At 63.8% G+C, this 26,571-nt stretch carries 26 protein-coding genes, 1 tRNA gene and 1 pseudogene; 21 read left to right on the forward strand and 7 right to left on the reverse strand.

Features of this window, described 5'->3' with window-relative positions:
- Positions 1 to 21 precede the first annotated feature (21 nt).
- Positions 22 to 867 carry a DUF3097 domain-containing protein gene (locus ACKFR8_RS02520; RefSeq protein WP_408930498.1) on the forward strand — a complete coding sequence of 282 codons (846 nt, stop codon included), beginning with the start codon at positions 22 to 24 and terminating at the stop codon, positions 865 to 867.
- Here ACKFR8_RS02520 and ACKFR8_RS02525 read toward each other — a convergent pair.
- Positions 864 to 1,436 (reverse strand): MarR family transcriptional regulator, encoded by a 573-nt coding sequence (locus ACKFR8_RS02525; RefSeq protein WP_408930499.1) that lies wholly within the window; start codon positions 1,434 to 1,436, stop codon positions 864 to 866. The two genes, ACKFR8_RS02520 and ACKFR8_RS02525, sit on opposite strands and share 4 nt — an antisense overlap.
- A 38-nt stretch (positions 1,437 to 1,474) precedes the next feature.
- Positions 1,475 to 2,227: a TVP38/TMEM64 family protein gene (locus tag ACKFR8_RS02530; RefSeq protein ID WP_408930500.1), complete on the reverse strand. Its 753-nt coding sequence runs from the start codon at positions 2,225 to 2,227 to the stop codon at positions 1,475 to 1,477.
- Positions 2,228 to 2,442: 215 nt separating this feature from the next.
- On the opposite strand from ACKFR8_RS02530, the gene ACKFR8_RS02535 reads away from it, so the two are divergent.
- Positions 2,443 to 3,099: a DedA family protein gene (locus tag ACKFR8_RS02535; RefSeq protein ID WP_408930501.1), complete on the forward strand. Its 657-nt coding sequence runs from the start codon at positions 2,443 to 2,445 to the stop codon at positions 3,097 to 3,099.
- Here the strand turns inward: ACKFR8_RS02535 and ACKFR8_RS02540 are convergent.
- On the reverse strand, positions 3,096 to 3,365 hold the full coding sequence (locus ACKFR8_RS02540; RefSeq protein ID WP_296131659.1) for a hypothetical protein: 270 nt from the start codon (positions 3,363 to 3,365) through the stop codon (positions 3,096 to 3,098). The genes ACKFR8_RS02535 and ACKFR8_RS02540 overlap by 4 nt on opposite strands.
- Before the next feature lie 165 nt (positions 3,366 to 3,530).
- A tRNA-Leu gene (locus ACKFR8_RS02545) sits at positions 3,531 to 3,616 on the reverse strand.
- Between the two features lie 207 nt (positions 3,617 to 3,823).
- Between ACKFR8_RS02545 and ACKFR8_RS02550 the strand changes: the two genes are divergently transcribed.
- Together ACKFR8_RS02550 and ACKFR8_RS02555 are read left to right on the forward strand one after the other, a co-directional pair.
- Positions 3,824 to 4,408 carry a YbhB/YbcL family Raf kinase inhibitor-like protein gene (locus ACKFR8_RS02550; RefSeq protein WP_408930502.1) on the forward strand — a complete coding sequence of 195 codons (585 nt, stop codon included), beginning with the start codon at positions 3,824 to 3,826 and terminating at the stop codon, positions 4,406 to 4,408.
- Positions 4,405 to 4,812, forward strand: a complete 408-nt coding sequence (locus ACKFR8_RS02555; protein ID WP_408930503.1) for a hypothetical protein — start codon at positions 4,405 to 4,407, stop codon at positions 4,810 to 4,812. Before ACKFR8_RS02550 ends, ACKFR8_RS02555 begins: the two co-directional genes overlap by 4 nt.
- On the opposite strand, the gene ACKFR8_RS02560 is transcribed toward ACKFR8_RS02555, so the two are convergent.
- Together ACKFR8_RS02560 and ACKFR8_RS02565 are read right to left on the reverse strand one after the other, a co-directional pair.
- Positions 4,809 to 5,921: a quinone-dependent dihydroorotate dehydrogenase gene (locus ACKFR8_RS02560; RefSeq protein ID WP_408930504.1), complete on the reverse strand. Its 1,113-nt coding sequence runs from the start codon at positions 5,919 to 5,921 to the stop codon at positions 4,809 to 4,811. The genes ACKFR8_RS02555 and ACKFR8_RS02560 overlap by 4 nt on opposite strands.
- A 20-nt stretch (positions 5,922 to 5,941) precedes the next feature.
- Positions 5,942 to 6,925 (reverse strand): hypothetical protein, encoded by a 984-nt coding sequence (locus tag ACKFR8_RS02565; protein WP_408930505.1) that lies wholly within the window; start codon positions 6,923 to 6,925, stop codon positions 5,942 to 5,944.
- A gap of 141 nt (positions 6,926 to 7,066) precedes the next feature.
- Here ACKFR8_RS02565 and ACKFR8_RS02570 point away from each other — a divergent pair, with 141 nt between their 5' ends.
- The 9 genes from ACKFR8_RS02570 to ACKFR8_RS02610 all read left to right on the forward strand — a co-directional run bounded on the left by ACKFR8_RS02570 (position 7,067) and on the right by ACKFR8_RS02610 (position 16,540).
- Positions 7,067 to 7,891 carry an undecaprenyl-diphosphate phosphatase gene (locus ACKFR8_RS02570; protein ID WP_408930968.1) on the forward strand — a complete coding sequence of 275 codons (825 nt, stop codon included), beginning with the start codon at positions 7,067 to 7,069 and terminating at the stop codon, positions 7,889 to 7,891.
- A gap of 66 nt (positions 7,892 to 7,957) precedes the next feature.
- A complete protein-coding gene (gene mshC / locus ACKFR8_RS02575; protein ID WP_408930506.1) occupies positions 7,958 to 9,232 on the forward strand; it encodes a cysteine--1-D-myo-inosityl 2-amino-2-deoxy-alpha-D-glucopyranoside ligase in 1,275 nt (424 codons plus the stop codon).
- Between the two features lie 24 nt (positions 9,233 to 9,256).
- Positions 9,257 to 9,640 carry a hypothetical protein gene (locus ACKFR8_RS02580; protein WP_296132406.1) on the forward strand — a complete coding sequence of 128 codons (384 nt, stop codon included), beginning with the start codon at positions 9,257 to 9,259 and terminating at the stop codon, positions 9,638 to 9,640.
- Complete coding sequence (locus tag ACKFR8_RS02585) at positions 9,641 to 10,342, forward strand: HAD family hydrolase (RefSeq protein ID WP_408930507.1); 702 nt, start codon at positions 9,641 to 9,643, stop codon at positions 10,340 to 10,342.
- 102 nt (positions 10,343 to 10,444) lie between these two features.
- Entirely contained in the window at positions 10,445 to 10,708 is a 264-nt protein-coding gene (locus ACKFR8_RS02590; protein WP_306507235.1) for a phosphoribosyl-ATP diphosphatase, read from the forward strand.
- 13 nt (positions 10,709 to 10,721) lie between these two features.
- On the forward strand, positions 10,722 to 11,567 hold the full coding sequence (gene hisG / locus ACKFR8_RS02595; RefSeq protein WP_408930508.1) for an ATP phosphoribosyltransferase: 846 nt from the start codon (positions 10,722 to 10,724) through the stop codon (positions 11,565 to 11,567).
- 91 nt (positions 11,568 to 11,658) lie between these two features.
- Positions 11,659 to 13,182, forward strand: a complete 1,524-nt coding sequence (gene aspA / locus ACKFR8_RS02600; RefSeq protein WP_296132395.1) for an aspartate ammonia-lyase — start codon at positions 11,659 to 11,661, stop codon at positions 13,180 to 13,182.
- Between the two features lie 335 nt (positions 13,183 to 13,517).
- A complete protein-coding gene (locus ACKFR8_RS02605) occupies positions 13,518 to 14,825 on the forward strand; it encodes an anaerobic C4-dicarboxylate transporter (RefSeq protein WP_408930509.1) in 1,308 nt (435 codons plus the stop codon).
- A gap of 47 nt (positions 14,826 to 14,872) precedes the next feature.
- Positions 14,873 to 16,540 (forward strand): formate--tetrahydrofolate ligase, encoded by a 1,668-nt coding sequence (locus tag ACKFR8_RS02610; protein WP_296132390.1) that lies wholly within the window; start codon positions 14,873 to 14,875, stop codon positions 16,538 to 16,540.
- 7 nt (positions 16,541 to 16,547) lie between these two features.
- On the opposite strand, the gene ACKFR8_RS02615 is transcribed toward ACKFR8_RS02610, so the two are convergent.
- Complete coding sequence (locus ACKFR8_RS02615) at positions 16,548 to 17,342, reverse strand: RecB family exonuclease (RefSeq protein WP_296132387.1); 795 nt, start codon at positions 17,340 to 17,342, stop codon at positions 16,548 to 16,550.
- A 79-nt stretch (positions 17,343 to 17,421) separates the two neighbouring features.
- Between ACKFR8_RS02615 and ACKFR8_RS02620 the strand changes: the two genes are divergently transcribed.
- The 8 genes and pseudogenes from ACKFR8_RS02620 to ACKFR8_RS02655 all read left to right on the forward strand — a co-directional run bounded on the left by ACKFR8_RS02620 (position 17,422) and on the right by ACKFR8_RS02655 (position 26,510).
- Positions 17,422 to 18,708 (forward strand): M18 family aminopeptidase, encoded by a 1,287-nt coding sequence (locus ACKFR8_RS02620; RefSeq protein ID WP_408930510.1) that lies wholly within the window; start codon positions 17,422 to 17,424, stop codon positions 18,706 to 18,708.
- Positions 18,709 to 18,756: 48 nt separating this feature from the next.
- A pseudogene (locus ACKFR8_RS02625) lies at positions 18,757 to 19,594 on the forward strand (tRNA (adenine-N1)-methyltransferase).
- 62 nt (positions 19,595 to 19,656) lie between these two features.
- Positions 19,657 to 21,210, forward strand: a complete 1,554-nt coding sequence (gene arc / locus ACKFR8_RS02630) for a proteasome ATPase (RefSeq protein WP_408930511.1) — start codon at positions 19,657 to 19,659, stop codon at positions 21,208 to 21,210.
- Between the two features lie 77 nt (positions 21,211 to 21,287).
- Complete coding sequence (gene dop / locus ACKFR8_RS02635) at positions 21,288 to 22,832, forward strand: depupylase/deamidase Dop (RefSeq protein WP_408930512.1); 1,545 nt, start codon at positions 21,288 to 21,290, stop codon at positions 22,830 to 22,832.
- Positions 22,833 to 22,878: 46 nt separating this feature from the next.
- The gene (locus tag ACKFR8_RS02640; RefSeq protein ID WP_306507228.1) at positions 22,879 to 23,070 is read left to right on the forward strand and encodes a ubiquitin-like protein Pup; all 192 of its coding nucleotides are present in this window, start codon (positions 22,879 to 22,881) and stop codon (positions 23,068 to 23,070) included.
- Between the two features lie 35 nt (positions 23,071 to 23,105).
- Positions 23,106 to 24,488, forward strand: a complete 1,383-nt coding sequence (pafA, locus tag ACKFR8_RS02645) for a Pup--protein ligase (RefSeq protein ID WP_408930969.1) — start codon at positions 23,106 to 23,108, stop codon at positions 24,486 to 24,488.
- Positions 24,489 to 24,520: 32 nt separating this feature from the next.
- Positions 24,521 to 25,534 carry a helix-turn-helix transcriptional regulator gene (locus ACKFR8_RS02650; protein ID WP_408930513.1) on the forward strand — a complete coding sequence of 338 codons (1,014 nt, stop codon included), beginning with the start codon at positions 24,521 to 24,523 and terminating at the stop codon, positions 25,532 to 25,534.
- Positions 25,527 to 26,510: a helix-turn-helix transcriptional regulator gene (locus ACKFR8_RS02655; RefSeq protein ID WP_408930514.1), complete on the forward strand. Its 984-nt coding sequence runs from the start codon at positions 25,527 to 25,529 to the stop codon at positions 26,508 to 26,510. Before ACKFR8_RS02650 ends, ACKFR8_RS02655 begins: the two co-directional genes overlap by 8 nt.
- Positions 26,511 to 26,571: the final 61 nt, after the last annotated feature.

The raw sequence follows: 26,571 nt of genomic DNA on the forward strand, positions 1-26,571 counted from the left end.
TAGACGATAAGGTAGACCGCTATGAATAACACCCACGACCCGTACGGCGGCGACATCTTCGCCGGCCACTCCCGCACCAGAAAGCCTTCCTACCCAGCGGTGCCCGCAGAGCCTGGCATGGTGGTCGAGGTCCGCGGCGATGACTTCGTTGGGGCAGTGCTCGGTGTAGACAAGACGGCCTGGGGGCCGGTTGTCCGCTTGGAGGACCGCCACGGTGTCCAGCGCGTGTTCAAGCTGATTAAGGGCGGCTTCCTCGTGGAAGGACAGCCAGTGACTCTGACCCGCTACGTGGAAAAGCACGCGCCGCGGAAATCCAATTCCGGTTCGCGCCGCGTGGAGAATGTTGAGGCTAAGGTCGCCGCACCCTCGCGCATCTGGGTCGAGGGTATCCACGACGCGGCCATCGTGGAGAAGGTGTGGGGTCACGACCTTCGCGTCGAAGGTGTGGTCGTCGAATACCTCGAAGGCTTGGACAACTTAGAGGAACGCTTGGCGGAGTTCCAGCCCGGACCCGGACGACGCGTCGGCGTGCTGGCGGATCACCTGGTGGAAGGCTCCAAAGAAACGCGCCTAACGCAGACAGTGGGCGAGCACGTTTTGGTCACGGGCCACCCTTTCATCGATATTTGGGCCGCGGTTAAGCCCGAGCGTTTGGGGCTTCGGGCCTGGCCGGAGGTGCCGTATGGCGAAGACTGGAAGACCGGCATCTGCCGGCGTGTGGGCTGGTCCGATCCGAAGGAAGGCTGGAGCAGGGTCTACAACGCGGTCTCTTCCTTCCGCGACTTGGATTCCACGCTGATCGGCGCAGTGGAGCGTCTCGTGGACTTCGTCACGACGCCCGAACTCACTAAGGCCGATTTGCTCTAGTCCTTATTGGACCTCTCAATGAGGTTAACCGCCAGCTGGCAGCCCGCGGTTTCCGCGGCCCAGCCGGCAGCTTGTAGGCGCTGGGACATTGCCTGCTTGGAGATACCCAGCTCCTCCGCGGCCTCGTTCTGATTCAGCCCGCCGCGCACGAGCGATGTAGCCTCGCGGCCTTCCATCGTGCGCTTGGAAAGGACAAAGCCCAACAGGGCGAAAGCGGCGGCGATGTCGTTGGCCTCTGCGGCGCGGCCGCGCCGGTCCACCTTGGCATAGACGTGGCCGGCCCGCGCGGACTTCTTCACCGCGGCCGTGGCGACCGCGCGGGTGTGCTTCTCGCGGGCAGTATCGCCCGGGATGATGCCGATGCCGATGGCCCAGTCGCCGTCGGCAAGCAATGCCATCGCCACGTCGCACACCGCGGACGCCGAGTACGCCACGGCGCAGATGTCTTCGACGCCGAGGACCTCGAATTCGCCGATCCCCTCCAACGTGGACAGGGCAGCGGCGGATCGCTGGACCAATTCGGCGCGACGCACCGAGCGGCCGCGATAGCGAGCATGAACGGCGAGCACTGTGGAGGGCTCCTTTCTAGGCGAAACTAGAGGCTAGTCTACCCCTTGCGCTTGACCGAGCCGGGTAAGGGGCTGGGGTCGGGCAGATGCGTGTCGAGGATGAGTCCCGCCACTCCCAGCACCGCGGCAACGAGAAACGCCACCACGGTCAACGGATCCGGGCGTCCGGAGAGTGTATCCCCAAGGAACACGCCGATGGCCGTGGTGGGGATGGAGCCCAGCAGTGTGGCGACGGCAAACTGTCCCACCGGGATGGGGGTCAACGCCGCGACATAGTTTAGTAAGGAAAACGGAACTCCCGCGACCATGCGCAGTGATGCCACGGCCAACCACCCGCGCCGCTCGAGGCGCGCGTTGATAGGAAGCACCGCCGGGTGGGACAGGTGGGGTCGGATCCAGTCACCGAGCAACCACCGAACAATAAGCAACGAGAGCGTGGCCGAGACCGTCAGCGCCACCAAAGAGATGCCGAGTCCCAGCCAGGGACCGAACAAGAGCCCCGCGGCTAACGTCCACACCGTGCGGGGGAAGGGGAATTGCGTGAAGAAGACGTAGGCGGCCGCGAAGGCCACAATAAACCACGGGCCCAAGTGCCGCGACCAGGCGCGCAGCGCTGCGACATCGGGGATACCCACCACCATAACGAGGGCAACGAGGCCGGCACCCGCGGCGAGTACTAGCGCCCAGCGCCACCATGGCCAGGCAGCAACGCTGTGCCACGCCGACCGGGCGAGCGACGTAAGGAAGTCACCCGCGGTGCGCGCCCAACGCTTAAGCCTTTGCGAATCCATAGAGTTCTAAGCCTAGACCCTCGCCCTCGTTGGATAGAACGGGGCGTGCCGCACACTGTGGCTTAACTGTGGGGTTGGCGAAAAGTACCTAGCAACGCCGCTCGCGATGCATGGAATTGGAAGTGGGAGGAGGATACTAAGCGGAGACCAATCTGGCGCCTCGATCTACCTCGATCTTCAACGCGCCGATTCTTACACCGAATATGGAGTACTCCATGGACTTTATCCATAACCTGACATCCTACATGGACGCCGCGACCCTGCTCGAGGCCTTCGGCCCATGGGTTATCGCCGGCATCGCACTCGTGGTCTTCATCGAGTCCGGTGTCCTGTTCCCCTTCCTCCCCGGCGATTCCCTTCTGGTCACCGCAGCCATCCTCCGCGACGAGCTACACGTGTCCATTTGGCTCCTGCTTATCGTGGGCATGGCTGCCGCAATTGCCGGCGACCAAGTGGGCTATTGGCTGGGGCACCGCTTCGGGCGTGGCCTATTCAAAGAGGACGCGCGGATTCTTAAGCTGGAGTACCTGCATTCCGCCGAGGATTTCTTCCACAAGCACGGCCCACTCGCGCTGGTGCTGGGCCGCTTTGTTCCGATTGTGCGCACCTACATCCCCGTGGCGGCCGGAACGGCGGGCATGCCCTATAAGCACTTTGTGGGCTGGAACATCGGCGGCGCCGTGGCGTGGGTGCTCTCCATGAACTTGATCGGTGTCTTCTTGGGCCATATCCCCGGTATTGCGGATTCGATTGAGAAGATCATGCTGCTCATCATCGTCATTTCCGTGGCACCGATCGCCATCAAGGCCCTGCATAGCTATTTCACCGACAAGAAGAAGTCCGCGGCGGTAGAGAGTTCCCCGCGGGTTTAGAGATTGACGTAACGGGCGTATTCGCCACGCAGACGCGCGTGGGTGACGTAGATGGGCTCGTTATCCACGGCAGTCTTAAACTCCGCAGTCAGCCCCGCCATGACCGCCTCACGCGCCTGGGCGTGGCTGGTGTGGAAGCTCATCACCTCGCCGTCGACCACGGCCTCCCCACGGCGCTTGACTACTACGTACTCGGATCCTTCCGGAGCCTCAATGAGCTTTCGCTGTGCGGTAAACGGGTCGAGGTACGTAAAGGTAGCGTTCATTCGGTACTCCTTATTTTACGAGGTCACTGCTAGGGGGCAGGCCTCAAAGGTGGGGTAGTTGTTGTCGTAGCATCCCACTGTACCGTGCAACGGCGCTGTGCAGTGTGAGGCGAAAACGAGAAAAACTCGAGACACCGTAGATATGATGTCTCGAGATTTGGTTTGTGCCCGAGGGGGGACTTGAACCCCCACGTCCGTTAATAGGACACTAGCACCTCAAGCTAGCGCGTCTGCCATTCCGCCACCCGGGCTAGGGTGTTTGTTCAGCCTCTCGGCTGGGCACTCGAATACTGTATCCCGATCGGGGTGCAGTACACAAATCCCCATGTGAAGGGATATTTTAGGCTGAAATTGTGGCACTAAAACACAACGGTGGAAGTTGCCTCCCGTTGCGGCTGCCGGAGACCCACTGACTGATTCTTCCCCGAGCAAAAGTTCCGTCCGGTACAAAGGAAAGCATGACCAATAACGATGCGACCAACAACTCGGCAACACCCCAGACTCCTGCGAGCTACGCCACCGATTCTTGCTTCCCCGGCCCAGACCCGTATGCACCGCTGGGCGAGGTACCGGCCTTTAACGTGACCTCCCAGGACATCGCGGAGGGGGAAGAGATTGCAGAGCGTTTCCGCGCCCCGGAGAACGTCTCCCCGCAGCTGTCCTGGAGCGACGTGCCGGAGGGCACCAAGTCCTTTGCGGTGACGTGCTTTGATCCGGATGCCCCGACGGGCTCTGGTTTCTGGCACTGGGCGGCCTTCAACATCCCCGCTGATGTTCGTGAGCTGCCTACCGGCGCAGGTTCCTCCGAGGACCTGGGCCACCCCGGGGTAGTGAGCCTGCGCGGTGACTCCGGCCAGCGGACCTACTACGGCGCACAGCCGCCCGCCGGGCACGCGCCGCACCGTTACCTGTACGCGGTGCACGCTGTGGACGTGGAGAAGCTCGACATCGATCCGGAGTCCACCCCCACGGTGCTGGGCTTCAATCTGTTCTTCCACACGCTCGGCCGCGCGGTGACCTGGGGATGGTACGAGGAGAAGTGAAACCCCTCCCGTTGAACAAGCACCCAGACGGCGCAGGAGGCGAGAAGGGGTCCGACCCTATAGTTCTTCGGGCCGCGGGCGCACTCGCTTTCCTTGCAGCCATCCTGGCACTGCTAGGGCTGGTTTCCATCTTCAGCGATGGCCTTGACGCACCCTTCGAGTGGACTTGGCGGCGGGTAGCGCTCATCGCCGCGGCGATTCTGGTGGGCGCGTTCAGTGCCCAGCACCGCGAACAGCGCGGCAGCCTTGGACAGATTGCCCCGCTAATCCTCGCGCTAGTCTTCATCATCGCTAGCCGCGTCCTGCCGGACGCCGTCCTGGCCACGATGGGGCAGAACCTACTGTTTGTCTTCGCCGTCATAGCGGCGCTGTGTGCGGCGCTCATCCGCCGCGCAGTGCGCTAGTCGCGCCAGGGGAGACCGGAGCCGACCGCCTCAGAGATCGAGCGCAGCCCGTGGGCACGTATCTGCTGGGCAATCCCTCGGTGGATATCCCGGATCCAATCCGGGCCGCCATAAATCAACCCGGTGTAGCCCTGCAGCAGAGAGGCGCCGGCGGTGATGCGTTCCCATGCCTGTTCCGGGGTCGTGATGCCGCCGACGGCGACGAGCACCAGCTTATCGCCCACGCGGGCGTGCAGGCGCTGGAGCACCTCCAGCGAGCGGTCCGCCAGCGGCAGGCCCGAGATGCCGCCGGCGCCCATCGCCGCCACCTCGTCGGCAGGGGTCTTCAGCCCTTCACGGGAGATCGTGGTGTTGGTCGCCACGATGCCGGCGAGACCGACCTCGACGGCCATGTCTGCCACGGCATCGACGTCCTCATCAGACAGATCCGGCGCGATCTTGACCAGGACGGGCGAGGAGGTCGAGTCCACCACGGCCCCCATAATCGGGCGCAGGGATTCGACCGCCTGCAGGTCGCGCAAGCCCGGAGTATTGGGCGAGGAGACGTTGACCACCACGAAGTCGGCGAGGTCTCCCAGCACCGATGCGCACTGGCGGTAGTCATCGACGGCCTTGTCTGCCGGGGTGACCTTGTTCTTGCCAATGTTGATGCCCACCACGTCGCGGTAGCGGCGCTCGCGCAGGTTCCGTGCGGCTACCAAAGCGCCCTCGTTGTTGAAGCCCATACGGTTGAGGATCGCCTTGTCCGCCGGCAAGCGGAACAGGCGCGGTGCGGGGTTGCCCGGCTGCGCCTTCGGGGTAATGGTGCCGAGCTCGGCATAGCCGAAGCCGATGGCCGCCCACGCGTCGGCAGCCGCGGCGTTCTTGTCAAAGCCGGCGGCCAAGCCCAGCGGACGCGGGAAGCGCACACCGAACAGCTCTTGTTCCAGCACTGGATCCGTCACGGGGAGTACTTTGCCCAGCGCGCGGTTGGCGGGCCCGGCTGCCTGCAGAACCGCTAGGCCGCGGTTGATGATGCCGTGGATGCGCTCCGGGCTGAGCTGAAACATCCCCTTGAGCGCCACCTGGTAGGCGGCATGGCGAGCGCGGTCAATTGCGGAGTAGTGCATGGAAAGTCCTTCGTGAGCTGTTAGTTCTTGAGAGAGGGATCGGAGATGAACTGCAGGCCATCGCCGGTGGCAGAGGCGGCGACCACGGTGCCGTTCTCCAGCACAGCCACGTTCTGCGCATCCGCCACGGTGCTGAGGCTCCCGGCCGCCTCCGGCACACCGTCCGCCACCTTAAAGGCCTGCAGGAGGTTGTTGTCCGTGGTCGTGACCCACGCCAGGGAACGCCCGGAGTCCCACGCCGTAGCCCACGGCGTGCCGTCGGTATTGCCGTATTGGTGCAGCCGGATGACGTCGCTGGCGGTGTAGATGGCCACACGCTTGCCCACGGTGTCAGCGGCAACAACCACCGCACCCTCACCGCCGGAGATCTGGCCCACGCCCTGGCCCACGCGCAGGCGCCCGCCCGCGCGGTGCTTCTCCCAGTCCAGGGACTGGATGGTGGAGTCGTCCCGCAGCACGCGCACCACGCCATCCGCGCCGTCGGTGTTCGGCACCGCGATGAGCTGATCCGAACCGGCCTCAACCTTGATGGTCTTGTCGCGCTCGCCGTCCTTGTAGAGGCCGATCTTGTTCGAGTCCTTCGATCCGACGAATACCTCGCCCGAGGACGTTTGCGCGGCCACGGTGATGGGGGCCTCCTCTTCCACGGCCAGTTCTGTGGGGGCGGAAGGATTCTGCGGGTCGATGAGCAGGACCTTGTCGCCACAGGCCAGGACGAAGTGAGATGTGGAGGCAGTCAGGTCGCCGCAGCTCTCATCGACGTCTACGCGCTCGGCCTTGTCCGCAGAAAAGTCCTGCGCGCTGCCCACAGTGAGGGAGTCCGCGGTGCGCACCGCGAGGGCGTCGCCCAGCGCAGCCATGTCGGAGACCGCGTCGAAGTCCACGACGTCACCGGCCGGATCCTTCGCCCCTGGGGAGGCCGCCGGCTCCGCGTGTCCATACACCGCCGAGTTGGGATCGGCTCCAATTCCCACCGTGGAAGTGCACGCAGTGAGCGCACTCACGCTCGCAACAAGGACAGAAGTAAGCAGGACTCGACGCATTTTCACGGTTCCTCATCCTAGCAGTCAGCGTGGTGAAGTCCGGTACCCGCTGGATCCGGTAGTAGGCTCGCCCGAGTGAATACAACAGCTGCTACTGACGCAATGACATGGCTGCAGGTCATCGTCTTGTCCCTCGTCCAAGGCCTCACGGAATTTTTACCGGTGAGCTCTTCGGGCCACTTGAGCATCGTCTCCCGGCTTTTCTGGGGACAGGACGCCGGCGCCTCCTTTACTGCGGTGATTCAGCTCGGCACGGAGCTGGCCGTCATCGTCTACTTCGCCGGCATGATCTGGCAGATCCTCAAGGGCTGGTTCGTTGGCTTGGTGCACAAGGATCAGCGCGGCCAGGATTACCGCATGGGCTGGATGGTCATTGTTGGCTCCATCCCCATTGGTGTACTGGGGGTGCTGGGCAAGGACCTGATTCGCGATAACCTCCGCAACCTGTGGATCACCGCCTCCATGCTTATTCTCTTTTCCTTCGTGTTCATCCTGGCAGAGCGGATTGGCAAGAAGTCCCGCGGCTTTGACGAGCTCACCATGCGGGATGCCATCGTCATGGGCCTGTGCCAGTGCCTGGCGCTGATCCCGGGCGTTTCCCGCTCCGGCGGCACCATCTCTGGCGGCCTGTTCCTGGGCCTCGACCGCGAGGTGGCCACGCGCTTTAGCTTCCTCTTGGCCATTCCGGCAGTGATTGCCTCCGGACTGTTCTCGCTGGGCGACGCCTTCGGCCCCACCGTGGGCCAGTCCGCTACCGGCGCTCAGTTGCTCGTGGGCACGTTCATCGCCTTCGTTGTGGGTTATGCCTCCATTGCCTGGTTGCTGAAGTTCGTGGGCAACCATTCCTTCGAGTGGTTCGCGGCCTACCGCATCCCGGTGGGAATCATCGTCATGATTCTGCTCGCGCTGGGTGTTCTCGTTCCCTAGACTCCGGAAATGCCCTGAAATGCCCAGTAGTGCCCAGTGGCGGGCGGGCGCGTTAGGATTGTGGGCATGCATTCATGGCCCACACCGAACGTCGATACCGTCCCCGGCACTCCGCAACCTCTCCGCCTGTATGACTCGGCTGATGCCGCAGTCAAGCCGATGGAGGTCTCTGGCGATACCGCCACCATGTACGTCTGCGGCATCACGCCCTATGACTCCACCCACTTGGGCCACGCCGCGACGTATCTGACCTTTGACCTGATCTACCGCCAGCTGCTGGATAACGGGTACAAGGTCCACTACGCGCAGAACATCACGGATGTTGATGACCCGCTGTTCGAGCGCGCTGAGCGCGATGGCGTGGACTGGCGCGAGCTCGGTACCTCCCAGATCGACCTGTTCCGCTCCGACATGGAGCTGCTCTCCGTCTTCCCGCCGCAACACTACGTGGGCGCGATGGAGGCGATCGATGAGGTCGTTGAGATGGTGCAGAAGCTTCTCGACGCTGGCGCGGCTTACGTCGTCGACGACGCCGAGTGCCCGGACGTCTACGCGTCCATCGACGCCACGCAGCACTTCGGCTACGAATCCAACTACTCGCGCGAGCAGATGGAGACTTTCTTTGCTGAGCGCGGTGGCGACCCCGACCGTCCCGGCAAGCGCGATCCCCTCGATGCGCTGATCTGGCGCGCACACCGCGAGGGCGAGCCGGCGTGGGAGTCTCCCTTCGGGCCTGGCCGCCCCGGCTGGCACATCGAGTGCTCCGCTATCGCCACGAACCGCCTGGGATCCACCTTCGATATTCAGGGCGGCGGCTCCGATTTGAAGTTCCCGCACCACGAGTTCTCCGCAGCCCACGCTGAGGCCGCACTCACCGTGGAGCGCATGGCGCGTCACTACGTGCACACCGGCATGATTGGCTTGGACGGCACCAAGATGTCGAAGTCCCTGGGCAACCTGGTCTTCGTGCACAAATTGGTCGACGCCGGGGTGGACCCCTCCGCTATTCGCGTAGGCGTATACGCCGGGCACTACCGCGGTGACCGCGATTGGTCCGACGAGGTGCTCGCCACTGCGCAGGAGCGCCTGGAGCGCTGGCGTGCGGCCGCCGAGACGCCGGGGTCCCTCGAGACCGTCCAGGACACCGTACAGCAGGTGCGCGCCGCGCTTGCCGACGATCTAGATACGCCCCGCGTACTGCAGGTTCTCGACGACTGGGCAGCTCGCGCCACCAGCGCTGCCAGTGCAGAAGGCGAGTCCGCACCGGATGTAGCGGAGCACGATGAAGCTCAGAAGCTGCTGCGCCAGGCAGTTAATTCTCTGCTGGGCGTGCGCCTGTAAGGATCTTGAGGCATTATCTAGCTCATGAGCATTCGCGCAGAGTTCCAGCCCACCGTTGACGAATTCATGTCCAACTTGCAGTCCTTCGCTACCGGGGACTACCTCAAGGAAGAGGAGAAGGAGTTCTGGGAGGCGCCGTTTGACGCTTCCGTACTCCCGGAGCTCAAGAAGGTTCTGGAAGACCTGCTGGACAAGCTGGATAGCCTCCCGGATGACCCGGAGGGCACCATCCTCAGCGCCGCGGTCAAGCCCTCCGTGGACAAGCTGGCCGCCTTTAACCGTAAGAACGCCGATGCCATCCTGGAGCCGGAGGAGAAGGAGGAGCTGACGGAGCTTATCCACTCCGCTGCTGCCTCTACCGGCGCGGATGACGAGGCCCTAGCACAGCTACCGGAGCTCGATTTCTAATTGTCTTCTCTCACTTCCCGCCCGTCCGCGATCCTCTGGGATATGGACGGGACCCTCACCAATTCCGAACCCCTGTGGGCGGAGGCCACGTTTTATCTCTCTGAGAATCTCGGCCGCCGGCTTACCCCGACGGAGCGCCTCGCCACCGTGGGTGCCACCTTCGAGCGCACCCTGCAGATCTGCGCCGACAAGGCCGGCGTGCAGCTGCAGCCGGGTGATACCGAGCGCTACCGCACACTCATGTTTGACTACGTCAAGTCGCTCTTTGCGGACCATTTGGAGATCTTCCCCGGCATCCCGGAGCTTTTGGGAGAGCTGAAGGCGCAGGGTATGCCGATGATGGTGACCACCAATACGGAGCGCTACGTGGCTGATTCCGCCATTGCTGCGCTGGGGCGCGATTACTTCGTGGACACGATCTGCGGCGACGAGGTGCCCCAAGGCAAGCCAGCCCCCGATATGTACGCCGAGGCCGCCCGGCGCTTGGGTGTTCCGGCCCACGAGTGCCTGGTCTTTGAGGACTCTGCAGCGGGCATGCGCGCGGCTGTGGACGCCGGCTGCACCGTCATCGGCTTGCCCGAGGACGATCGCGTCGCCGTTCCCCCGGAGGTCACCGAGATCTCGAGCCTGCGAGATACCCGTCACCTAGCTGGCGCCACCGCGGCTGACGTCTACGCCTGGTTCGATTCTCTCCGGTCTTAACTCTCTGCGCCGTCCGCGCTGTTTCTCCAGCCGTCGTCGCTGCAGCAGAGAATTTCTGCAGGACGGCTGAATTCTATGCACCCGTGTGGAAGAATTGCGCGTGTGAAGAATTTTGACAGCTTGTTTGCGGAATTGTCCCACAAGATTGCCCAGCGCCCGGAGGGCTCGGGCACGGTGGAGGCCTACGACAAGGGCGTGCACCACCTAGGCAAGAAGATCGTCGAGGAGGCCGGCGAGGTATGGATCGCCGCCGAGTACCAGTCCGATGAGGAGCTCGCGGAAGAGATGTCCCAGCTGCTCTACTGGCTGCAGGTCATGGCGCACAAGCGCGGCCTGACGCTGGATGATATCTACCGCTACCTCTAAGAAAGCAACGCTCATGATTAAGATCGCTGTTCCCAACAAGGGCTCCCTGTCCGAATCCGCCCTCGAGATTCTCAAGGAGGCAGGCTACAAGGGCCGCGGCCACAACAAGTCCCTCAATGTCGTCGACGCGGACAACGGCGTGGAGTTCTTCTTCCTGCGACCCAAAGACATCGCCATCTACGTCGCCCAGGGCGTGCTAGACCTCGGCATCACGGGACGCGACCTAGCGCTGGATTCGCGCGCACAATTCAATGAGGTGCTGGACCTCGGCTTCGGCTCCTCCACGTTCCGCTACGCGGCGCCGGCGGGGGAGCAGTGGAGTGTATCTCAACTACAGGGAAAGCGCATTGCCACCTCGTACCCCAACGTGGTGCGCCGACACTTGGCAGACAACGGAATCGAGGCGGAAGTCATCCGCTTGGACGGTGCCGTGGAGATCTCCATCCACTTAGGCGTTGCCGATGTCATTGCGGACGTTGTCTCCACCGGTGCGACGCTGCGCCAGCAGGGACTGGAGCCCTTCGGCGAACCAATCGTGTCCTCCGAGGCCGTGGTGATCAAGCGGGCTGGGGAGGAGCTTAATGCCGAGGAAGAAGTGGTGCTCAGCCGTATCAAAGGCATCCTCAACGCACGCCACTACGTGATGTTGGACTACAACGTGGCCAAGGCTCAGCTGTCCGCTGTGGAGGCCGTTACCCCCGGTTTGACGGGGCCGACGATTTCTCCGCTCGCCCGCGAAGGATGGGTGGCTGTGCGGGTCATGGTGCCCCGTAAGCAGGCAAATCAGGTGATGGATGACCTCTCGGCGCTTGGCGCCGAGGCCATCTTGGCCTCCGATCTCCGGATTGCCCGATTTTAGGGGCAGATTCCAAACATTTTATTCGTCATGGTGATTACGATGGACCGTGAACACCATCGTTCTTCGATTTATATGCAAGGAGTCAGCCATCATGGCAAAGTCCACTAAGAAGGATGCACAGGCCGAGGTCAAGGAGGCCAAGGCAGAGGTTGAGGAGAAGGCCACCACCAAGACCTCGAAGTCCACGAGCAACAAGAAGACTCGTACCGAGACTGACCTTCTCGGCTCCATGGAGGTCCCGAATAACGCGTACTACGGCGTCCACACGCTGCGCGCTATCGAAAACTTCCAGATCTCTTACGTCACCATCAACACCATCCCGGACTTCATCCGCGGCATGGTGCAGGTGAAGAAGGCCACCGCCATGGCCAACCGCCGTCTTCATGTTCTGCCGAAGAAGAAGGCAGAGGCCATCATCTGGGCGTGCGACCAGATCCTGGAAGAAGGCCGCTGCATGGACCAGTTCCCGCTGGATGTCTTCCAGGGCGGCGCTGGTACGTCCCTCAACATGAACACCAACGAGGTCGTGGCCAACCTGGCTCTTGAGCACCTGGGTGAGGAGAAGGGCTCCTACGACATCATCAACCCGAACGATGACGTCAACATGTCCCAGTCCACCAACGATGCGTACCCGACGGGCTTCCGCCTGGGCGTCTACTACGCCATGGAGGACCTCATCGACCGCATCGATGCTCTGCAGGCCGCCTTCCAGGCCAAGGGCAACGACTTCTACGACATCCTGAAGATGGGCCGCACCCAGCTGCAGGACGCAGTCCCGATGACTCTCGGCGACGAGTTCAAGGCCTTCGCTCACAACCTGGCTGAGGAGCAGGCGGTTCTGCGCAGCGCTCAGCAGCGCCTGCTGGAGATCAACCTCGGCGCAACCGCTATCGGTACCGGCGTGAACACCCCGGCTGGCTACCGCCACCAGGTCACCGCGGCACTCTCTGAGGTCACCGGTCTGGAGATCAAGACCGCCCGCGACCTTATCGAGGCAACCTCCGACTGTGGTGCCTACGTGCTGCTGCACTCCACCATCAAGCGCGCCGCGATGAAGCTGGCCAAGATCTGTAACGACCTGCGCCTGCTGTCCTCCGGCCCGCGCGCCGGCCTGGCAGAGATCAACCTGCCGCCGCGTCAGGCTGGTTCCTCCATCATGCCGGGTAAGGTCAACCCGGTTATCCCGGAGGTTGTCAACCAGGTCTGCTTCAAGGTCTTCGGCAACGACCACGTGGTCACCATGGCTGCTGAGGCCGGCCAGCTGCAGCTCAACGTCATGGAGCCGGTCATCGGTGAGGCACTGTTCCAGTCCATCCGCATCATGGGCAACGCCGTGGACACCCTGCGCGAGAAGTGCGTGGAGGGCATCACCGCCAACGCAGACGTCTGCCGCGCCTACGTGGAGAACTCCATCGGTATCGTCACCTACCTGAACCCGTTCATCGGTCACCACAATGGCGACCTGATTGCCAAGGAGTCCCTGAAGACTGGCAAGGGCGTGAAGGAACTGGTCCTGGAGAAGGGCCTGCTGGATGAGGAGACCCTCAACAAGGTTCTCTCCGTCGAGAACCTCATGCACCCGGAGTTCCGCGGCCAGCTCTACATCGACGAATAAGCCGCACAGGTCTCCGCCACTTGTTCCGGTAGATACCGGTAGTTGCCGGTAGATACTCGCAACAACCGATGCCCGCGCACGCCTTCCCTCAGGCGGCGCGGGCGTCGGTCCGTTTTGGGAGGACCCCGTGCAGATGATGCGGGGAGGGAGCAGAAGGGGTTAGTCTGCGGACCCGCAAGAGTGTGGAAACAGACACAATCGGGCAAAAATACTCGCTCCGTCAACACCAATGAGGCAGAATAAAAACAGTCAGCCGTCGCGCAACGGCCACGCCATGACCGCCGCGCGCTTCACCACTCGCACTGCAGTTCACCTGCGGATATTGGAGTCTCACAATGGTTGTTGTGCATATCCTCATCGTCCTTGCGGCGATTTACCTCGGCGCCCGAATCGGTTCGATTGGCATCGGCATGGCCGGCGGCCTCGGCGTCTTGCTGTTGGGTCTTACCGGCGTGCCGGTCACGCGTGAAGACATCCCGTTCGACGTTATCGGCATCATCATGACGGTCATTGCCGCCATCGCTGCGATGCAGCGCGCCGGCGGCATGGATTACTTGGTCTACATCGCGGAGAGGTTCCTCCGCAAGAACCCGAAGCGCATTACCTTCTACGCGCCAATCGTCACGTGGCTCATGACGGTGCTGGCTGGTACCGGCCACACGGCGTTCTCCACGCTGCCCGTCATCGTCGAGGTGGCGAAGGAAGGTAAGGTTCGCCCGTCCCGCCCGCTGTCCATCTCCGTGGTCGCCTCCCAGATGGCCATCTGTGCCTCGCCGATTTCGGCGGCCGTCGTCCTGCTAGCCTCGCTCCTGGAGCCGCAAGGCGTGGGCTACCTGCAGATTCTCGCAGTCCTCATCCCGGCTACGTTCCTTTCCATCTTCCCGGCCGCGTGGGTTGCCAACCGCTCCGGCAAGGAGCTGGAGGATGACCCGGTGTACCAGGAGCGCATGGCCCAGGGCCTGGTCAAGCAGCCCCAGGGTTCTACCAACTACTCCCCGGTACAGGGCGCCAAGACCTCGGTTCTGATCTTCCTGGTGGCCATCATCATCGTCATGCTGTGGGCCACCTTGACCTCCGAGCAGGTCGGCCTCATCAGTGATCCGACGCTGCCGCGTAACGAGGCCATTATGACGGTCATGCTTACCGCCGCCACGCTCATCGTCATGGTGACCAAGGTCCCGGCTGGTGACGTGCTCAATACGCCGGTGTTCAAGTCCGGTATGTCTGCCTGCATCTGCGTGCTCGGCGTCGCCTGGCTGGGCACCACGCTGATCAACCACTACATGGAGGACATCAAGTCCATCTCCGGTTCGGTCATTGAGTCCGCTCCGTGGCTGCTGGCCGTGGTTCTCTTCTTCGCCGCTGCTCTGCTGTACTCGCAAGCCGCTACCACCAAGGCCCTCATGCCGGCAGCCCTGGCCCTGGGCGTTAACCCGCTCACCGCCGTTGCCGCCTTCCCGGCCGTCTCCGCGCTGTTTATTCTGCCGACGTACCCGACGCTGCTGGCGGCAGTGGAGATGGATGACACCGGTAGCACGCGCATTGGTAAGGCCGTGTTCAACCACCCGTTCATCATCCCCGGCGTGGTCAGCATCGCGCTGTCTATTGCCCTGTGCTACGTCTTCGGCGCAGTCTTTATTTAATAGCTCTAAGCAGCATAAACCGGCGCGCAGCGCGGTAGTCTGAAGGTATGAGTACGCAACCTTCAGACGTCGCCATTGCCCAGGCTCACCAGCTCGAGCCCATCACCGATATTGCCGCTCGCGCCGGTATTCCGGATAGCGCCCTGATCCCCTACGGGCGCACCAAGGCCAAAGTGGACATCACCCAGCTGGGGGAGCAGGAGCAACGGGGCTCACTGGTGCTGGTCACCGGCGTGTCGCCTACACCTGCAGGCGAGGGAAAGTCCACAGTTCTGATCGGCTTGACCGACGCCTTGGCAGCATTGGGAAAGAAGGCCATCGTGGCTCTGCGAGAGCCATCGCAGGGCCCGGTGATGGGCATCAAGGGCGGCGCCGCGGGCGGCGGCTACTCCCAGGTAGTGCCGATGGAAGACATTAACCTCCACTTCACCGGGGATTTTCACGCCATTGCCGCGGCCACTAATACGCTTGCCGCCATCATTGACAACCACATCCACCAGGGCAACGCCCTGGGCATCGATCCGCGGCGCGTGACCTGGCAGCGCTGTGTTGACGTCAACGACCGCGCGCTGCGCCATGTCGTCACCGGACTCGGTGGACCCGCCCACGGCGTGCCGGGGGAGACCGGCTTTACCATTACGGCGGCCTCAGAAATCATGGCCATTCTAGGCCTCGCCACGGACCTGGCGGACTTGAAGAAGCGCCTCGGGGACATCACCATTGGCTACACCTTCGACCAGCAGCCGGTCACCGCACGCGAGCTCAACGCCGAGGGTGCACTGACCGCACTGATGCGGGACGCCCTTAACCCCAACCTCGTACAGACATTGGCCGGCACGCCGGCCTTTGTCCACGGCGGTCCCTTTGCCAACATCGCGCACGGCTGCAACACGCTGCTGGCTACGCAGACCGCCCTGCGTTTCGGGGATATCGTCCTCACGGAGGCCGGCTTCGGTGCGGACCTGGGCGGGGAAAAGTTCATGGATATCAAGGCTCGCTTCGGCGATCTGGATGTCGCCGGTGCGGTGGTCGTGGCCACGATTCGCTCGCAGAAGTACAACGGCGGTCAGCCGCGTGACGAGCTCACCACGGAGAACCTCGACGCGCTGAAGAAGGGCGTGGTGAACCTGGAGCGTCACGTGGACAACCTCCGAAAGTTCGGCCTGGCTCCCATCGTCGCCCTGAACCTCTTTGGCAGCGATACCGAGGCAGAACGCGAGTACATGCGCCAGTGGGCGAAGGACTTCGGCGTTCCACTGGAAGAAGCGGACGTTTGGTCCAAGGGCGGCGAAGGAGCAACCGACCTGGCGAAGCTAGTGCTGGAGAACCTCTCCGCGGGAACCGCGACGCAACTCTACGACCCCACCAAGGGAATTGAGGCCTCCATCGAGACCATCGCCACCCAGATCTACCGCGCTGAGCGGGTGGAGTATTCGGCGAAGGCGCTGAAAGACCTGGCCTATATCAAGGACAATGGCTGGGATTCGCTCCCCGTGGTGATCTCCAAGACGCAGTACTCTTTCTCCGATGATGCCAGCGCGTTGGGGGCACCAGAGGGCCACGTGCTGCACGTGCGCGAGCTGCAGCCGCGCACGGGTGCGGGCTTCATCGTGGCACTGACCGGAAACGTCATGACCATGCCGGGGCTTCCCAAGAAACCGGCGGCCAACAACATCGACGTCGCCGGCGACGGCACCATAACCGGCCTGTTCTAGGCAGGGCCTATTCCGGCCAGCCTGGGTACTCCGGCGGCGTGCCGCCGAAGGCCGGGCACAAGTCCTGGAAGGAGCACCAGCCGCACAGCTTCGAGGTCTTCGGACGGAAGTCGCCTGCCTTGCCGTCGCCTTCAATCTTGGCCCACAGCTCGCCCAGATCCCGCTCGAAGTATTCGAGTTCCTCCGGGCCGGGGGTGAGGAACATGGAGTCGAGCACCTTGAGGTACATCAGTCGCAGCTGCTGGGGGATGGTGCCCATCAGCCGCCAGTAGACCAACGCGTAGAAACGCATCTGAAACTGCGCGGCCTGGGAGTAGCGGGGCAGCGGCTTCTTGCCGGTCTTATAGTCCACCACGCGCACCTCACCGGTCGGAGCCACGTCGACGCGGTCGATGAAACCGCGTACGGGCACGCCGTTGGGCAGCACGGTGTCGACGTACATCTCGCACTCGTGGGCATCGAAGCCCTGTGGGTTCTCCATCTGGAAGTAGCCCTTGATGAGCTCGCGTGCCTCAACAAAGAAGTCCAGCTCCTCCGCCTCCGGCACCAGCTCCCGCAGATCGGGGGAGGACTCAACCATGGTGGCCCACTCCGGCTTGATCATCTTGACCGCAACTGGGTAGTCGCGCTCTTCGCGGGGCAGCTTGTGCATGTTTTCCAGCACCGCGTGCACCAGCGTTCCCTTGACCTGAGCCTTCGTCTTGGGCTCGGGCAGCTTATCGATTGCTCGGAAGCGGTAGAGCAGGGGGCACTGCTTGTAGTCGGAGGCGCGGGACGGGGAGAGGGCGAGTCTTTTCGGCATAACGCTCCTCAGCCTAGCGCACAGCACGTTCTGCACTGGGTCCACACCGAAGCGCGTCATTCGTGGCAAGCTAGAAGCCATGAGTACAGCCACGAGTACAGCCCTGAATACGTCGGAAGAATTTCTCGACTTCATTGCCGCCAGCCCATCCTCTTACCACGCCGCGGAGGAGGTGGCCTGCCAGCTGGAAGCTGTCGGCTTTAGCCGCCAGGACGAAGACGAAGAGTGGTCGGCCGAGCCGGGCGGTCACGTCATGGTGCGCGGCGGCGCCGTCATGGCCTGGTACGTGCCGGAGGGCGCGGGTCCGGACTCGGGCTTCCGCATCATCGGTTCGCACACCGACTCGCCGGGTCTGGCGCTCAAGCCCACCCCGGACTTCGACTCGGCTGGTTGGCAGCAGGTGGCCGTGGAGGTCTACGGCGGTGTGCTCCTGCACAGCTGGTTCGACCGCGAGCTCACCGTGGCCGGTCAGGTCGTGACCACGGACGGCACGCGCCACTTGGTCAACACCGGCCCGCTACTGCGCCTGCCCTCGTTGGCCATCCACCTGTACCGCAAGGACGAGTTCAAGCCGGACCGCCAGCGCCACATGCAGCCGGTGCTCTCCGTGGGCACGCCGGATGCTTCCGTGCTGGGCGTTGTGGCCGACAATCTCGGCCTCGCGCGCGAGGATATCGCCTCCTTCAATCTCATTACCGCTGATGCTCAGCGGGGAGAGGTCTTCGGCGCCGAGGAGAAGTTCATTGCCGCCGGGCGCATGGACAACCTGTCCTCGGTGCATGCGTCGCTGCGGGCGATGATCGGTGCGGCGTCGCCAAGCACTGCGTCAGACCACAAGGACATCCTGGTCATGGCCGCTTTCGACCACGAGGAAGTGGGGTCTGCCTCGCGCTACGGTGCCGCCGGTCCGATCCTGGGGGACGTGCTCACGCGCACCGCCCGCGCCCTGGGTGCTAACGAGGAGCAACGCTTCCAGATGTTCGCGCGGTCGAGCTGCGTGTCCGCCGATGCGGCCCACTCCGTCCACCCGAACTTCCCGGACAAGCACGATCCAACCCACCACCCGATCATCGGGCGCGGCCCGGTGACCAAGATCAACGGCAACCAGCGCTACGCCTCCGACGCCACCACCGTGGCCCTGTGGGAGGGCGCCTGCCAGCGCGCGGGCGTTCCTGTCCAGCGCTTTGTGGGAAACAACGACGTGCCGTGCGGATTTACCATCGGCCCCATCTCCGCCACGCGCCTGGGCATTCCGACCGTGGACGTGGGAGTGCCCATGCTTTCCATGCACTCGGCCCGGGAGATGGTGGGCGAGCGCGACCAACTATGGCTGGGCCAGGCTCTTGAGGCATACTTGGTGGGTTAACCCATAACTTTGACCCTGACCCTGATTTTGTGAAAGGCCCTTTTCGCTATGGCTTATTCTGGCCCCTTCAGCTACGGCGACCGCGTGCAGCTCACCGATGCTAAGCGCCGTCACTACACCATCGTCCTTGAGGAAGGCGGCCAGTTCCACTCGCACAAGGGCATCATCAACCACGATGACATCGTGGGGCTCGACGAAGGCTCCGTCATCGACTCCACCCTGGGCAGTTCCTTCCTGCTCTTCCGCCACCTCATGGTGGACCACGTGCTCTCCATGCCGCGTGGCGCCGCCGTCATCTACCCCAAGGATTCAGCACAGATCCTGGTCGAAGGCGATATCTTCATGGGCGCCCGCGTGCTGGAAGCAGGTGCCGGCTCGGGCGCACTCTCCATGACGCTGCTGCGCGCCGTGGGGCCCGAAGGCCACGTCTTTTCCTACGAGGTCCGCGACGATCACCTGGAATACGCCGTGGACAACGTCCGCGAATACTTCGGTGAGCAGCCGGAGTGGTGGTCCCCGCGCCTGGGAGATTCTGGCAGACGTCACCGTCGAGGACCTGGGCGGGCCCGTAGACCGCGTCATCCTGGACATGCTGGAGCCCTGGGAGCACCTAGAGAAGGTGCGCGACATCCTCATCCCGGGTGGCGTGTTCATGACCTACGTGGCCACCGTGCCGCAGCTGATGAAGGTCATGGAAGGCATCCGCGAGCTCAAGTGCTTCACCGAGCCGAGGGCCTGGGAGTCCCTGGTGCGCGAGTGGAAGGTGGAAGGCCTGGCCACGCGCCCGGAGCACCGCATGAATGCCCACACCGCGTTCCTCATTTGGACGCGCCGGTTGGCCGACGGCGTCACCCCGCCCCGCCCGCAGCGCCGCGCGCGCAAGTAGGGGAGAATTACCGCCCCACCACACAGCAGTAGGCCTACGCTCGACGCGCTAGTGTGGACCTTATGACGGACGCCTCTGAAGTTCACGAGCACACCCAGCTGCGCAGGCAGATTGATCAGCTCTCCGAGCGAAATACCAAGCTCGCCGCGCTGCTCAAGGACGCGCGCGTCAAGCTCCAGCAGCTGCTGGCGGAGGTAGACGCGCTCGCCGAGCCTGCCTCCACCTACGGGGTCTTTTTGGGGTATTCAGGACGTGCCCAAGACTCGCGCCGCGATGCCGAGGTCTTCACCAACGGCCGCCGCATGCGGGTCAAGATCACCCCGGAGATCGAGCCGGGGTCCCTTCAGGTGGGCCAGCGGGTTCGCTTGGGGGAGGGCTTCGTGGTGGTTGAGGGCTGCGGTGCAGTAGAGACCGGGACGCTGGCCACCCTCCAGGAACGCGTGGGCGAAGACCGCGCCATCGTGACTAATTCCGCGGGCGAAGAGCAGGTCGTCATCCTCGCCGCGGCTTTGCGCGAGACCGTCCGGGCGGGCGATGCCCTGCTTATCGAGCCCAAATCCGGCGTGGCCTCCGAACGAGTGCACAAGACCGAGGTGGCGCAGCTGACCTTGGAGGAAGTCCCGGATGTCTCCTACGAGGACATCGGTGGCTTGGATGCGCAAATCTCGCAGATCCGGGACTCGGTGGAACTGCCGTTTCTGCACCCGGATCTCTACCGTGACTTCGATCTCCAGCCGCCCAAGGGCGTGTTGCTTTATGGCCCACCGGGCTGCGGCAAGACGCTCATTGCCAAGGCTGTGGCGCACTCCCTGTCCGCCTCTTTGGGAGCCACCGCGCCCAGCTACTTTCTCAACGTTAAGGGCCCGGAGCTGCTCAACAAGTACGTGGGAGAAACCGAGCGGCGCATTCGCCTCATTTTCGAGCGCGCCCGGGAGTTGGCGTCCCAGTCAGGCGAGGACGGCTCGCCGCGCCCGGTGATCATCTTCTTCGACGAGATGGAATCCATCTTCCGCACCCGTGGCTCGGGCGTGTCCTCCGATATGGAAACTACCGTGGTCCCGCAGCTGCTTACGGAGCTCGACGGCGTGGAGAAGCTCAACAACGTCATCGTCATCGGTGCCACCAACCGCGAGGAGCTCATCGATCCGGCCATCATGCGCCCGGGCCGCCTGGACATCAAGATCCGCGTCAACCGTCCCACCCGGGATGGTGCGCGTGAGATTTTTGCCCGCCACTTCCCGGAGTCCGTCCCGCACGACGGGGATCTGGCGCAGCTTATCGCTGGCGCCGTGGACGATCTGTACGCTGACCGTCCCTTTGTCAAGCTGCTCTTTGCTAACGCGGAACCCCGCGTGCTGCACTACCGCGACTTCGTCTCTGGCGCGATGATCGCCAACATTGTCGCCCGCGCGAAGAAGCTGGCCATCAAGGATGCGTTGAGCTCTGCTAATTCTCCCGGCGTCACCGCCGCTCATCTGCGCCGCGCCATCGCCGCCGAGCAGGCCGAGTCCGAGTACGTGCCCACCTCCGCCAACCCGGAGGAGTGGGCCAAGATCGTCGCGGGGACCTCAGCCGGCGCGCACGTCACCGGCGTCGAACTCATGGCAGCGCCCTAAGCCACTGGCAACCACGGCAACACCGCCGGATCAAATAGGCAGAAGCAGAAGGAACCGAAGGAACAAGAGGAACTAGTATGAGCCGCGTCCTGGGCACTGAAACCGAGTACGGCATCTCCACGCCGTCGAATCCCGCGCTCTCTCCCATTGTCACCTCCACGCATGCGGTGGTGGCCTACGCCGCACTCAATACCGGTGCGCGCTCGCGCTGGGACTTCCGCGAGGAGCACCCGCTGCGTGATAGCCGCGGTTTTGATCTCAAGCGCTATCACACCGTCCCCGTGGTGGACCCCAACGCGCTGGGGGTGGCCAACGTGGTCACCGCCAATGGCGCGCGCTTCTACGTCGACCACGCGCACCCAGAATACTCCTCGCCGGAGTGCACGAATGCGTGGGATGGCATGCTGTACGACGCCGCCGGGGACGTCATCTTGCGCAGCGCCGCCGCGGCCGTAGCCCAGCTCACCGCCCAGGGCACCTCGGTATTGGACGGCCACGATCCGTGTCCGGCGCTTAAGTTCTACAAGAACAACGTGGACGGCAAGGGTGCTTCCTACGGCAGTCATGAGAACTACCAGTACTCCCGCGCCACGGACTTCGACGCTATTGCGCAGGGGCTCATCCCGTTCTTCGTGGCCCGCCAGGTGGTCACAGGCGCCGGGCGCGTGGGTCTGGGCGCAGACGGGGAGGAGCCGGGCTTCCAGATTTCCCAGCGCGCGGACTACATCGAGACCGAGATTTCGCTCGAGACCACGCTCAACCGCGGCATCATCAATACCCGCGACGAGCCGCATGCGGTGGCGGAGGACTTTGGGCGCCTGCACGTCATTATTGGTGACGCCACCATGTCGCACACCTCGACCTTGCTCAAGCTGGGGATGACGTCCCTGGTGCTCGACGCCATCGAGGCCGGGGTGGACTTTAGTGACCTGCGCTTGGCCGACCCGGTAGCGGAGGTGCAGCGGGTGAGCCGGGACGTCACGCTCACCCATGAGCTGCTGCTTGACGACGGCCACCGCTTAACCGCCTTGGGCCTCCTCGCCGCCTACCGCGAGCGGGTCACTGCGACCACCCCGGAAGACGAGAAGGTGCTTGCGGCGTGGGACGAGGTCGTGGAACTACTGGGCCAGGACCCGCTCAAGGCCGCGCACCTGCTGGACTGGGTAGCCAAGTACCGGCTTATCAAGGGATACCTCGACCGCGGCGTGGCTACTAGCGACCCGAAGCTCGCCCTCATTGATCTGCAGTACACCGACATCGATCCGGCCAAGTCCCTCTATCACGCGCTGGTGCGCAAGGGACAGATGCGCACTTTGGTGTCGGCACAGGAGATAGAGGACGCCGCCGGCATACCGCCCCGCGATACGCGCGCCTTCCTGCGCGGACAGGCCACCCGGAAGTTCGGGGAGGACGTCCTGGCCGCCTCGTGGCAGTCGCTCACCTTCCGCATCGGCCCGGCAGACGGGGCTGCCTCTGGCACCGCCACGGTGGCGCTGGATGATACCCGGGCGATGGGCCAGGCGGAGGTGGCCGAGCTGCTTGATTCCTCCGCCACTGCCGCGGAGCTCGTCGCCGGGCTGCGCGAGCTCGGGCTGCGGGTCGAGTACCCTACACTGTATTAACCTGCATTTTCTACCTGCACGACAGGACACGAAAGGACTAGTCACGATGAGTGGAGAGCAATCCCAGGTCAACGCCGGCGGCGGCAACAATTCCGGCGACAGCGCCGAGGAGTTCGACGCCGGCCAGGTCAGCATCAACAGCGCTGGTACCGATGACCTGCTCGATGAGATCGACGGGCTCCTCGAGTCCAACGCGGAGGAGTTCGTGCGCTCCTACGTGCAGAAGGGCGGCGAATAACGGTGTCTGCTGGGCCCGTCTATGCGCGCCGCATCATGGGCATCGAGACCGAATACGGCATCACCGCCAGCACGGCGCCGGGGCAGCGGGCGATGTCCCCGGACGAGATTGCCCGCGTGCTCTTTCGCCCGGTGGTCTCGCGCTATTCCTCCTCGAATATCTTCACGCCCAACGCCTCACGCCTGTATCTCGACGTGGGTTCACACCCGGAAGTCGCCACCGCGGAGTGTGATAGCCTCACCCAGCTCATGCGCTATGAGCGGGCAGGCGACGTTATCGTCGACAAGCTCGCCCGCCAGGCGGAGCAGGCGCTGGCGGAGGAGGGCGATAAGCGCTCAGTCTACCTGTTCAAGAATAACGTCGACTCTGCCGGGCACTCCTACGGCTGCCACGAGAACTACCTCATCGGCCGGCATGTGGTGCTCAAGGATCTGGGGCGGGCGCTGCTGCCTTTCATGATTACCCGCCAGCTCATCTGCGGCGCCGGCAAGATCGAGCCGGCCAAGGCGGGGGAGCCGGCACGCTTCCTGCTCTCGCAGCGCGCGGACCAGGTGTGGGAGGGTGTCTCCTCCGCCACCACGCGCTCACGGCCCATCATCAATACCCGCGATGAGCCGCATGGCGATTCCAAGCGCTTCCGCCGCATGCACATCATCGTGGGTGATTCAAATATGGCCGAGCCTACCTTGGCGCTCAAGGTCGGTTCCGCACTGCTCATGCTGGAGATGCTCGAGGCCGACTTCGACGTGCCTACTTTCCCGGTACTCGATCCGATTCACCACATCCGGGCTATTGCCCAGGACCCGACGGGGCTTACTGTGCTGCCGCTCGACGGCGGCGGGAGCGTTACCGCCCTGGAGCTTCAGCAGGCGCTGTGCGGCGCCGCCGAGCGCTGGCTCGAGCACCGTGAGGACGCCGGAACCCCCACGGCGGAGATGGCGCGTGTCGTGGACCTGTGGAAGCGCACGCTGGGCGCCATCGATACGCAGGATTTCTCCGGGGTAGACCGGGAAATCGACTGGGTCATCAAACGCGGACTCCTCGAGCGCTACCGCGCCGCGCTGGGAGGGGAGTGGTCTCACCCCAAGCTCGCCCAGATAGATCTGACCTACCACGACATCCGCCCGGGCCGCGGGCTCTACAGCGTGCTGGCCCAGCGCGGCATGGTGGCGCGCTGGTTGGAGGATGATTCCATCGCCCGCTGCGTCGATACCCCACCCCAGACCACACGCGCGAAGCTACGCGGCGAATTCCTGGCCACCGCGCGCGAGCTCGACGCAGCCGTGACGGTGGACTGGACTCGTCTCAAGGTCAACCGGCCGGAGCCGATGACGGAGGAGTTCTCCGATCCCTTCGTGTCCGATGACCCGCGCTTGGGCGGGTTGTTAGACTACATGCAGTCTCACAGCGGCCACTAAGGTCGCATTCTCCCACCTCAAAGGAGCGTGCTATGGCCACACCCACCCGGGATGCGGCAGTTGAACGGCTCACCAATCTCACCTTCGCCCTGCACGGCGCCGCCCACCAGGGCGGGGTGCCCGACAGGAGCGCGGCGTGGATTCGCAGCCACGTTGAGGGCTACCAGGACAAGACCGACGAGGCCTTTGCCAAGCAGCTCTCTCGCGACATCGTGACCCTGCAGCGCGCGGGGGTTCCCGTGGTGCATACTGGCGGCGAGGAAGGCCCGCTCTACCGGCTGAACCCGGAGGAGTACCAGCTGCCCGCTATCGACTTCACCCCGGAGGAAGCGATGGTGCTCGGTGTGGCCGGGGGCATTGGCAAGCCGGGCGGCTTGAGCGACTTCTCACTGTCCGCCTGGACCAAGATTGCGGCCTCGGGCGCCTCCCGGGATCTGACGGATGCGCCGGTATACACGGCGGTCAACGACATCACGCGGCTAAGCCCGGAGCTGGTTACCGGCGTGATCACCGCCGTCCGCGCGGGATTGCGCGTCACCTTTGACTACTTCGCCACGCCCGCGGCAGAGCCGGTGCGCCGCGTGATGGATCCGTGGGGCTTGGTTTCGCACCACGACCGCGTCTATCTGGTGGGCTGGGATGCCGATCGCGAAGCGCCGCGCGCTTTCCGCGCCACGCGCTTGAGCAACCTCAAGCGCTCACGCCAGGAGGCCACCCACACCGAGCCCACCATGCCGCTGCAGCAGCTCGTGGAGGAAGCACTGCAGCGCGGCGACACTGTCGACGCTGTCCTCACAGTCCCCGAGGGTCAAGCCAAGGAGCTTGTCGACGCCGGATCGCGCCGCGCCGACGGTCGCCTCGAGCTGCGCGGAGTACGCCGCGATTGGCTCGTGCGCACCGCTGCGGGCTACGCGCCGGAGGTCGTTGTGGAGGAGCCGGAAGAGATGCGGCGGGACGTCGTTAGGCTCCTGCGTGCCGCAGGGGACCCGGTGAACCCAGTGGCCCCAGCTAACACGGAGGAAGTGGAGGTGGATGTTCGTGGCTGATCACTCTCGCAAGCTGCAGGCATTGGTTCGCTCCCTCAACCTGCTGCCGTACCTGCGCAACCACCCGGGGCTGACCCCGATGGAGGCCGCGGAAGACCTGGGCATGACGCCGCCGGAGCTCAAGGATGCCGTCGACCGGCTGTTTTGTTCCGGCGTGGGCAGAAACACCGAGGATCTCATCGACTTAAGCTTTAGCTACCGCGACGGCATTGAGATCTACAACGACCAGGGGCTGACCCAGGCTCTGCGCTTGACCCCGACGGAGGCCGGCGCTTTGTTGCTCACGCTGGAGTCCCTGGAAGCCATGCCGGGTCTGGTGGACACCGCCGCCGTGCAATCGGCAGCGGCGAAGTTGCGCGACATCATGGACGTTAAAACCGCCGCCATCTACGACTCCCTGGCCACCACGGACCCGGAGGAATCCGACGTGCAAGCAGCTTTGGCCCAGGCCGTGGACCGCCGCGTGCAGGTGCACTTCACCTACTGGAGTAGGTCCTCTAACCGGGAGACCGAGCGCACCGTGGACCCGGCCCGCATCTTCATCGTGGACGGCGAGCCCTACCTCGTGGCCTGGGATGCTCACGCCGGAAAGACGGGTAAGGGGGAGCACCGCACCTTCCGGCTTGACCGCATGCGCGACGTGCAGGTGCTGGATACACCGGCCTCTCCGCACCTGCGGGAGCTGGATTTTGACCCCGATGCTCCGTTTGGTCTGGATCACACCGGCATGGCGCGCCTAGAGATTCACCAAGAATTCACGTGGCTGGCTGAGCAGTACGACATCCGCCTGGGCAAGGATCTGGGAAATGGCCTAATAGCTGCAACGATGCCGGTGGGATCGGAGTCCTGGTTCAGCCGCTTCGCGCTGGGCCAAGCTGATAGGTTGCGGGTCGTCGGCCCGAAGAAGCTTGTGAAGGTCATTGCGGAACATCGCGAGCGAGCACTCAGCGGCTATACTCAACTGCCAGACACGTAAGCCGTTGAGCGCACGACACGCGCTATCTCTGCGGCACGGTTGCTCTAGAATTTACGAACCC

Origin of the sequence: Corynebacterium axilliensis (genome assembly GCF_046097495.1) — a bacterium.
Taxonomy (GTDB): Bacteria; Actinomycetota; Actinomycetes; order Mycobacteriales; family Mycobacteriaceae; genus Corynebacterium.

Coding starts and splice junctions, on each gene's coding strand:
- ACKFR8_RS02535 (WP_408930501.1), top strand. CDS start 2,443: ATGGACTTTATCCATAACCTGACATCCTACATGGACGCCGCGACCCTG.
- ACKFR8_RS02570 (WP_408930968.1), top strand. CDS start 7,067: ATGACATGGCTGCAGGTCATCGTCTTGTCCCTCGTCCAAGGCCTCACG.
- hisG (WP_408930508.1), top strand. CDS start 10,722: ATGATTAAGATCGCTGTTCCCAACAAGGGCTCCCTGTCCGAATCCGCC.
- ACKFR8_RS02550 (WP_408930502.1), top strand. CDS start 3,824: ATGACCAATAACGATGCGACCAACAACTCGGCAACACCCCAGACTCCT.
- ACKFR8_RS02640 (WP_306507228.1), top strand. CDS start 22,879: ATGAGTGGAGAGCAATCCCAGGTCAACGCCGGCGGCGGCAACAATTCC.
- ACKFR8_RS02530 (WP_408930500.1), bottom strand. CDS start 2,227: ATGGATTCGCAAAGGCTTAAGCGTTGGGCGCGCACCGCGGGTGACTTC.
- ACKFR8_RS02580 (WP_296132406.1), top strand. CDS start 9,257: ATGAGCATTCGCGCAGAGTTCCAGCCCACCGTTGACGAATTCATGTCC.
- ACKFR8_RS02650 (WP_408930513.1), top strand. CDS start 24,521: ATGGCCACACCCACCCGGGATGCGGCAGTTGAACGGCTCACCAATCTC.
- aspA (WP_296132395.1), top strand. CDS start 11,659: ATGGCAAAGTCCACTAAGAAGGATGCACAGGCCGAGGTCAAGGAGGCC.
- ACKFR8_RS02560 (WP_408930504.1), bottom strand. CDS start 5,921: ATGCACTACTCCGCAATTGACCGCGCTCGCCATGCCGCCTACCAGGTG.
- dop (WP_408930512.1), top strand. CDS start 21,288: ATGAGCCGCGTCCTGGGCACTGAAACCGAGTACGGCATCTCCACGCCG.
- ACKFR8_RS02610 (WP_296132390.1), top strand. CDS start 14,873: ATGAGTACGCAACCTTCAGACGTCGCCATTGCCCAGGCTCACCAGCTC.
- pafA (WP_408930969.1), top strand. CDS start 23,106: ATGGGCATCGAGACCGAATACGGCATCACCGCCAGCACGGCGCCGGGG.
- ACKFR8_RS02620 (WP_408930510.1), top strand. CDS start 17,422: ATGAGTACAGCCACGAGTACAGCCCTGAATACGTCGGAAGAATTTCTC.
- arc (WP_408930511.1), top strand. CDS start 19,657: ATGACGGACGCCTCTGAAGTTCACGAGCACACCCAGCTGCGCAGGCAG.
- ACKFR8_RS02615 (WP_296132387.1), bottom strand. CDS start 17,342: ATGCCGAAAAGACTCGCCCTCTCCCCGTCCCGCGCCTCCGACTACAAG.
- ACKFR8_RS02520 (WP_408930498.1), top strand. CDS start 22: ATGAATAACACCCACGACCCGTACGGCGGCGACATCTTCGCCGGCCAC.
- ACKFR8_RS02540 (WP_296131659.1), bottom strand. CDS start 3,365: ATGAACGCTACCTTTACGTACCTCGACCCGTTTACCGCACAGCGAAAG.
- ACKFR8_RS02605 (WP_408930509.1), top strand. CDS start 13,518: ATGGTTGTTGTGCATATCCTCATCGTCCTTGCGGCGATTTACCTCGGC.
- mshC (WP_408930506.1), top strand. CDS start 7,958: ATGCATTCATGGCCCACACCGAACGTCGATACCGTCCCCGGCACTCCG.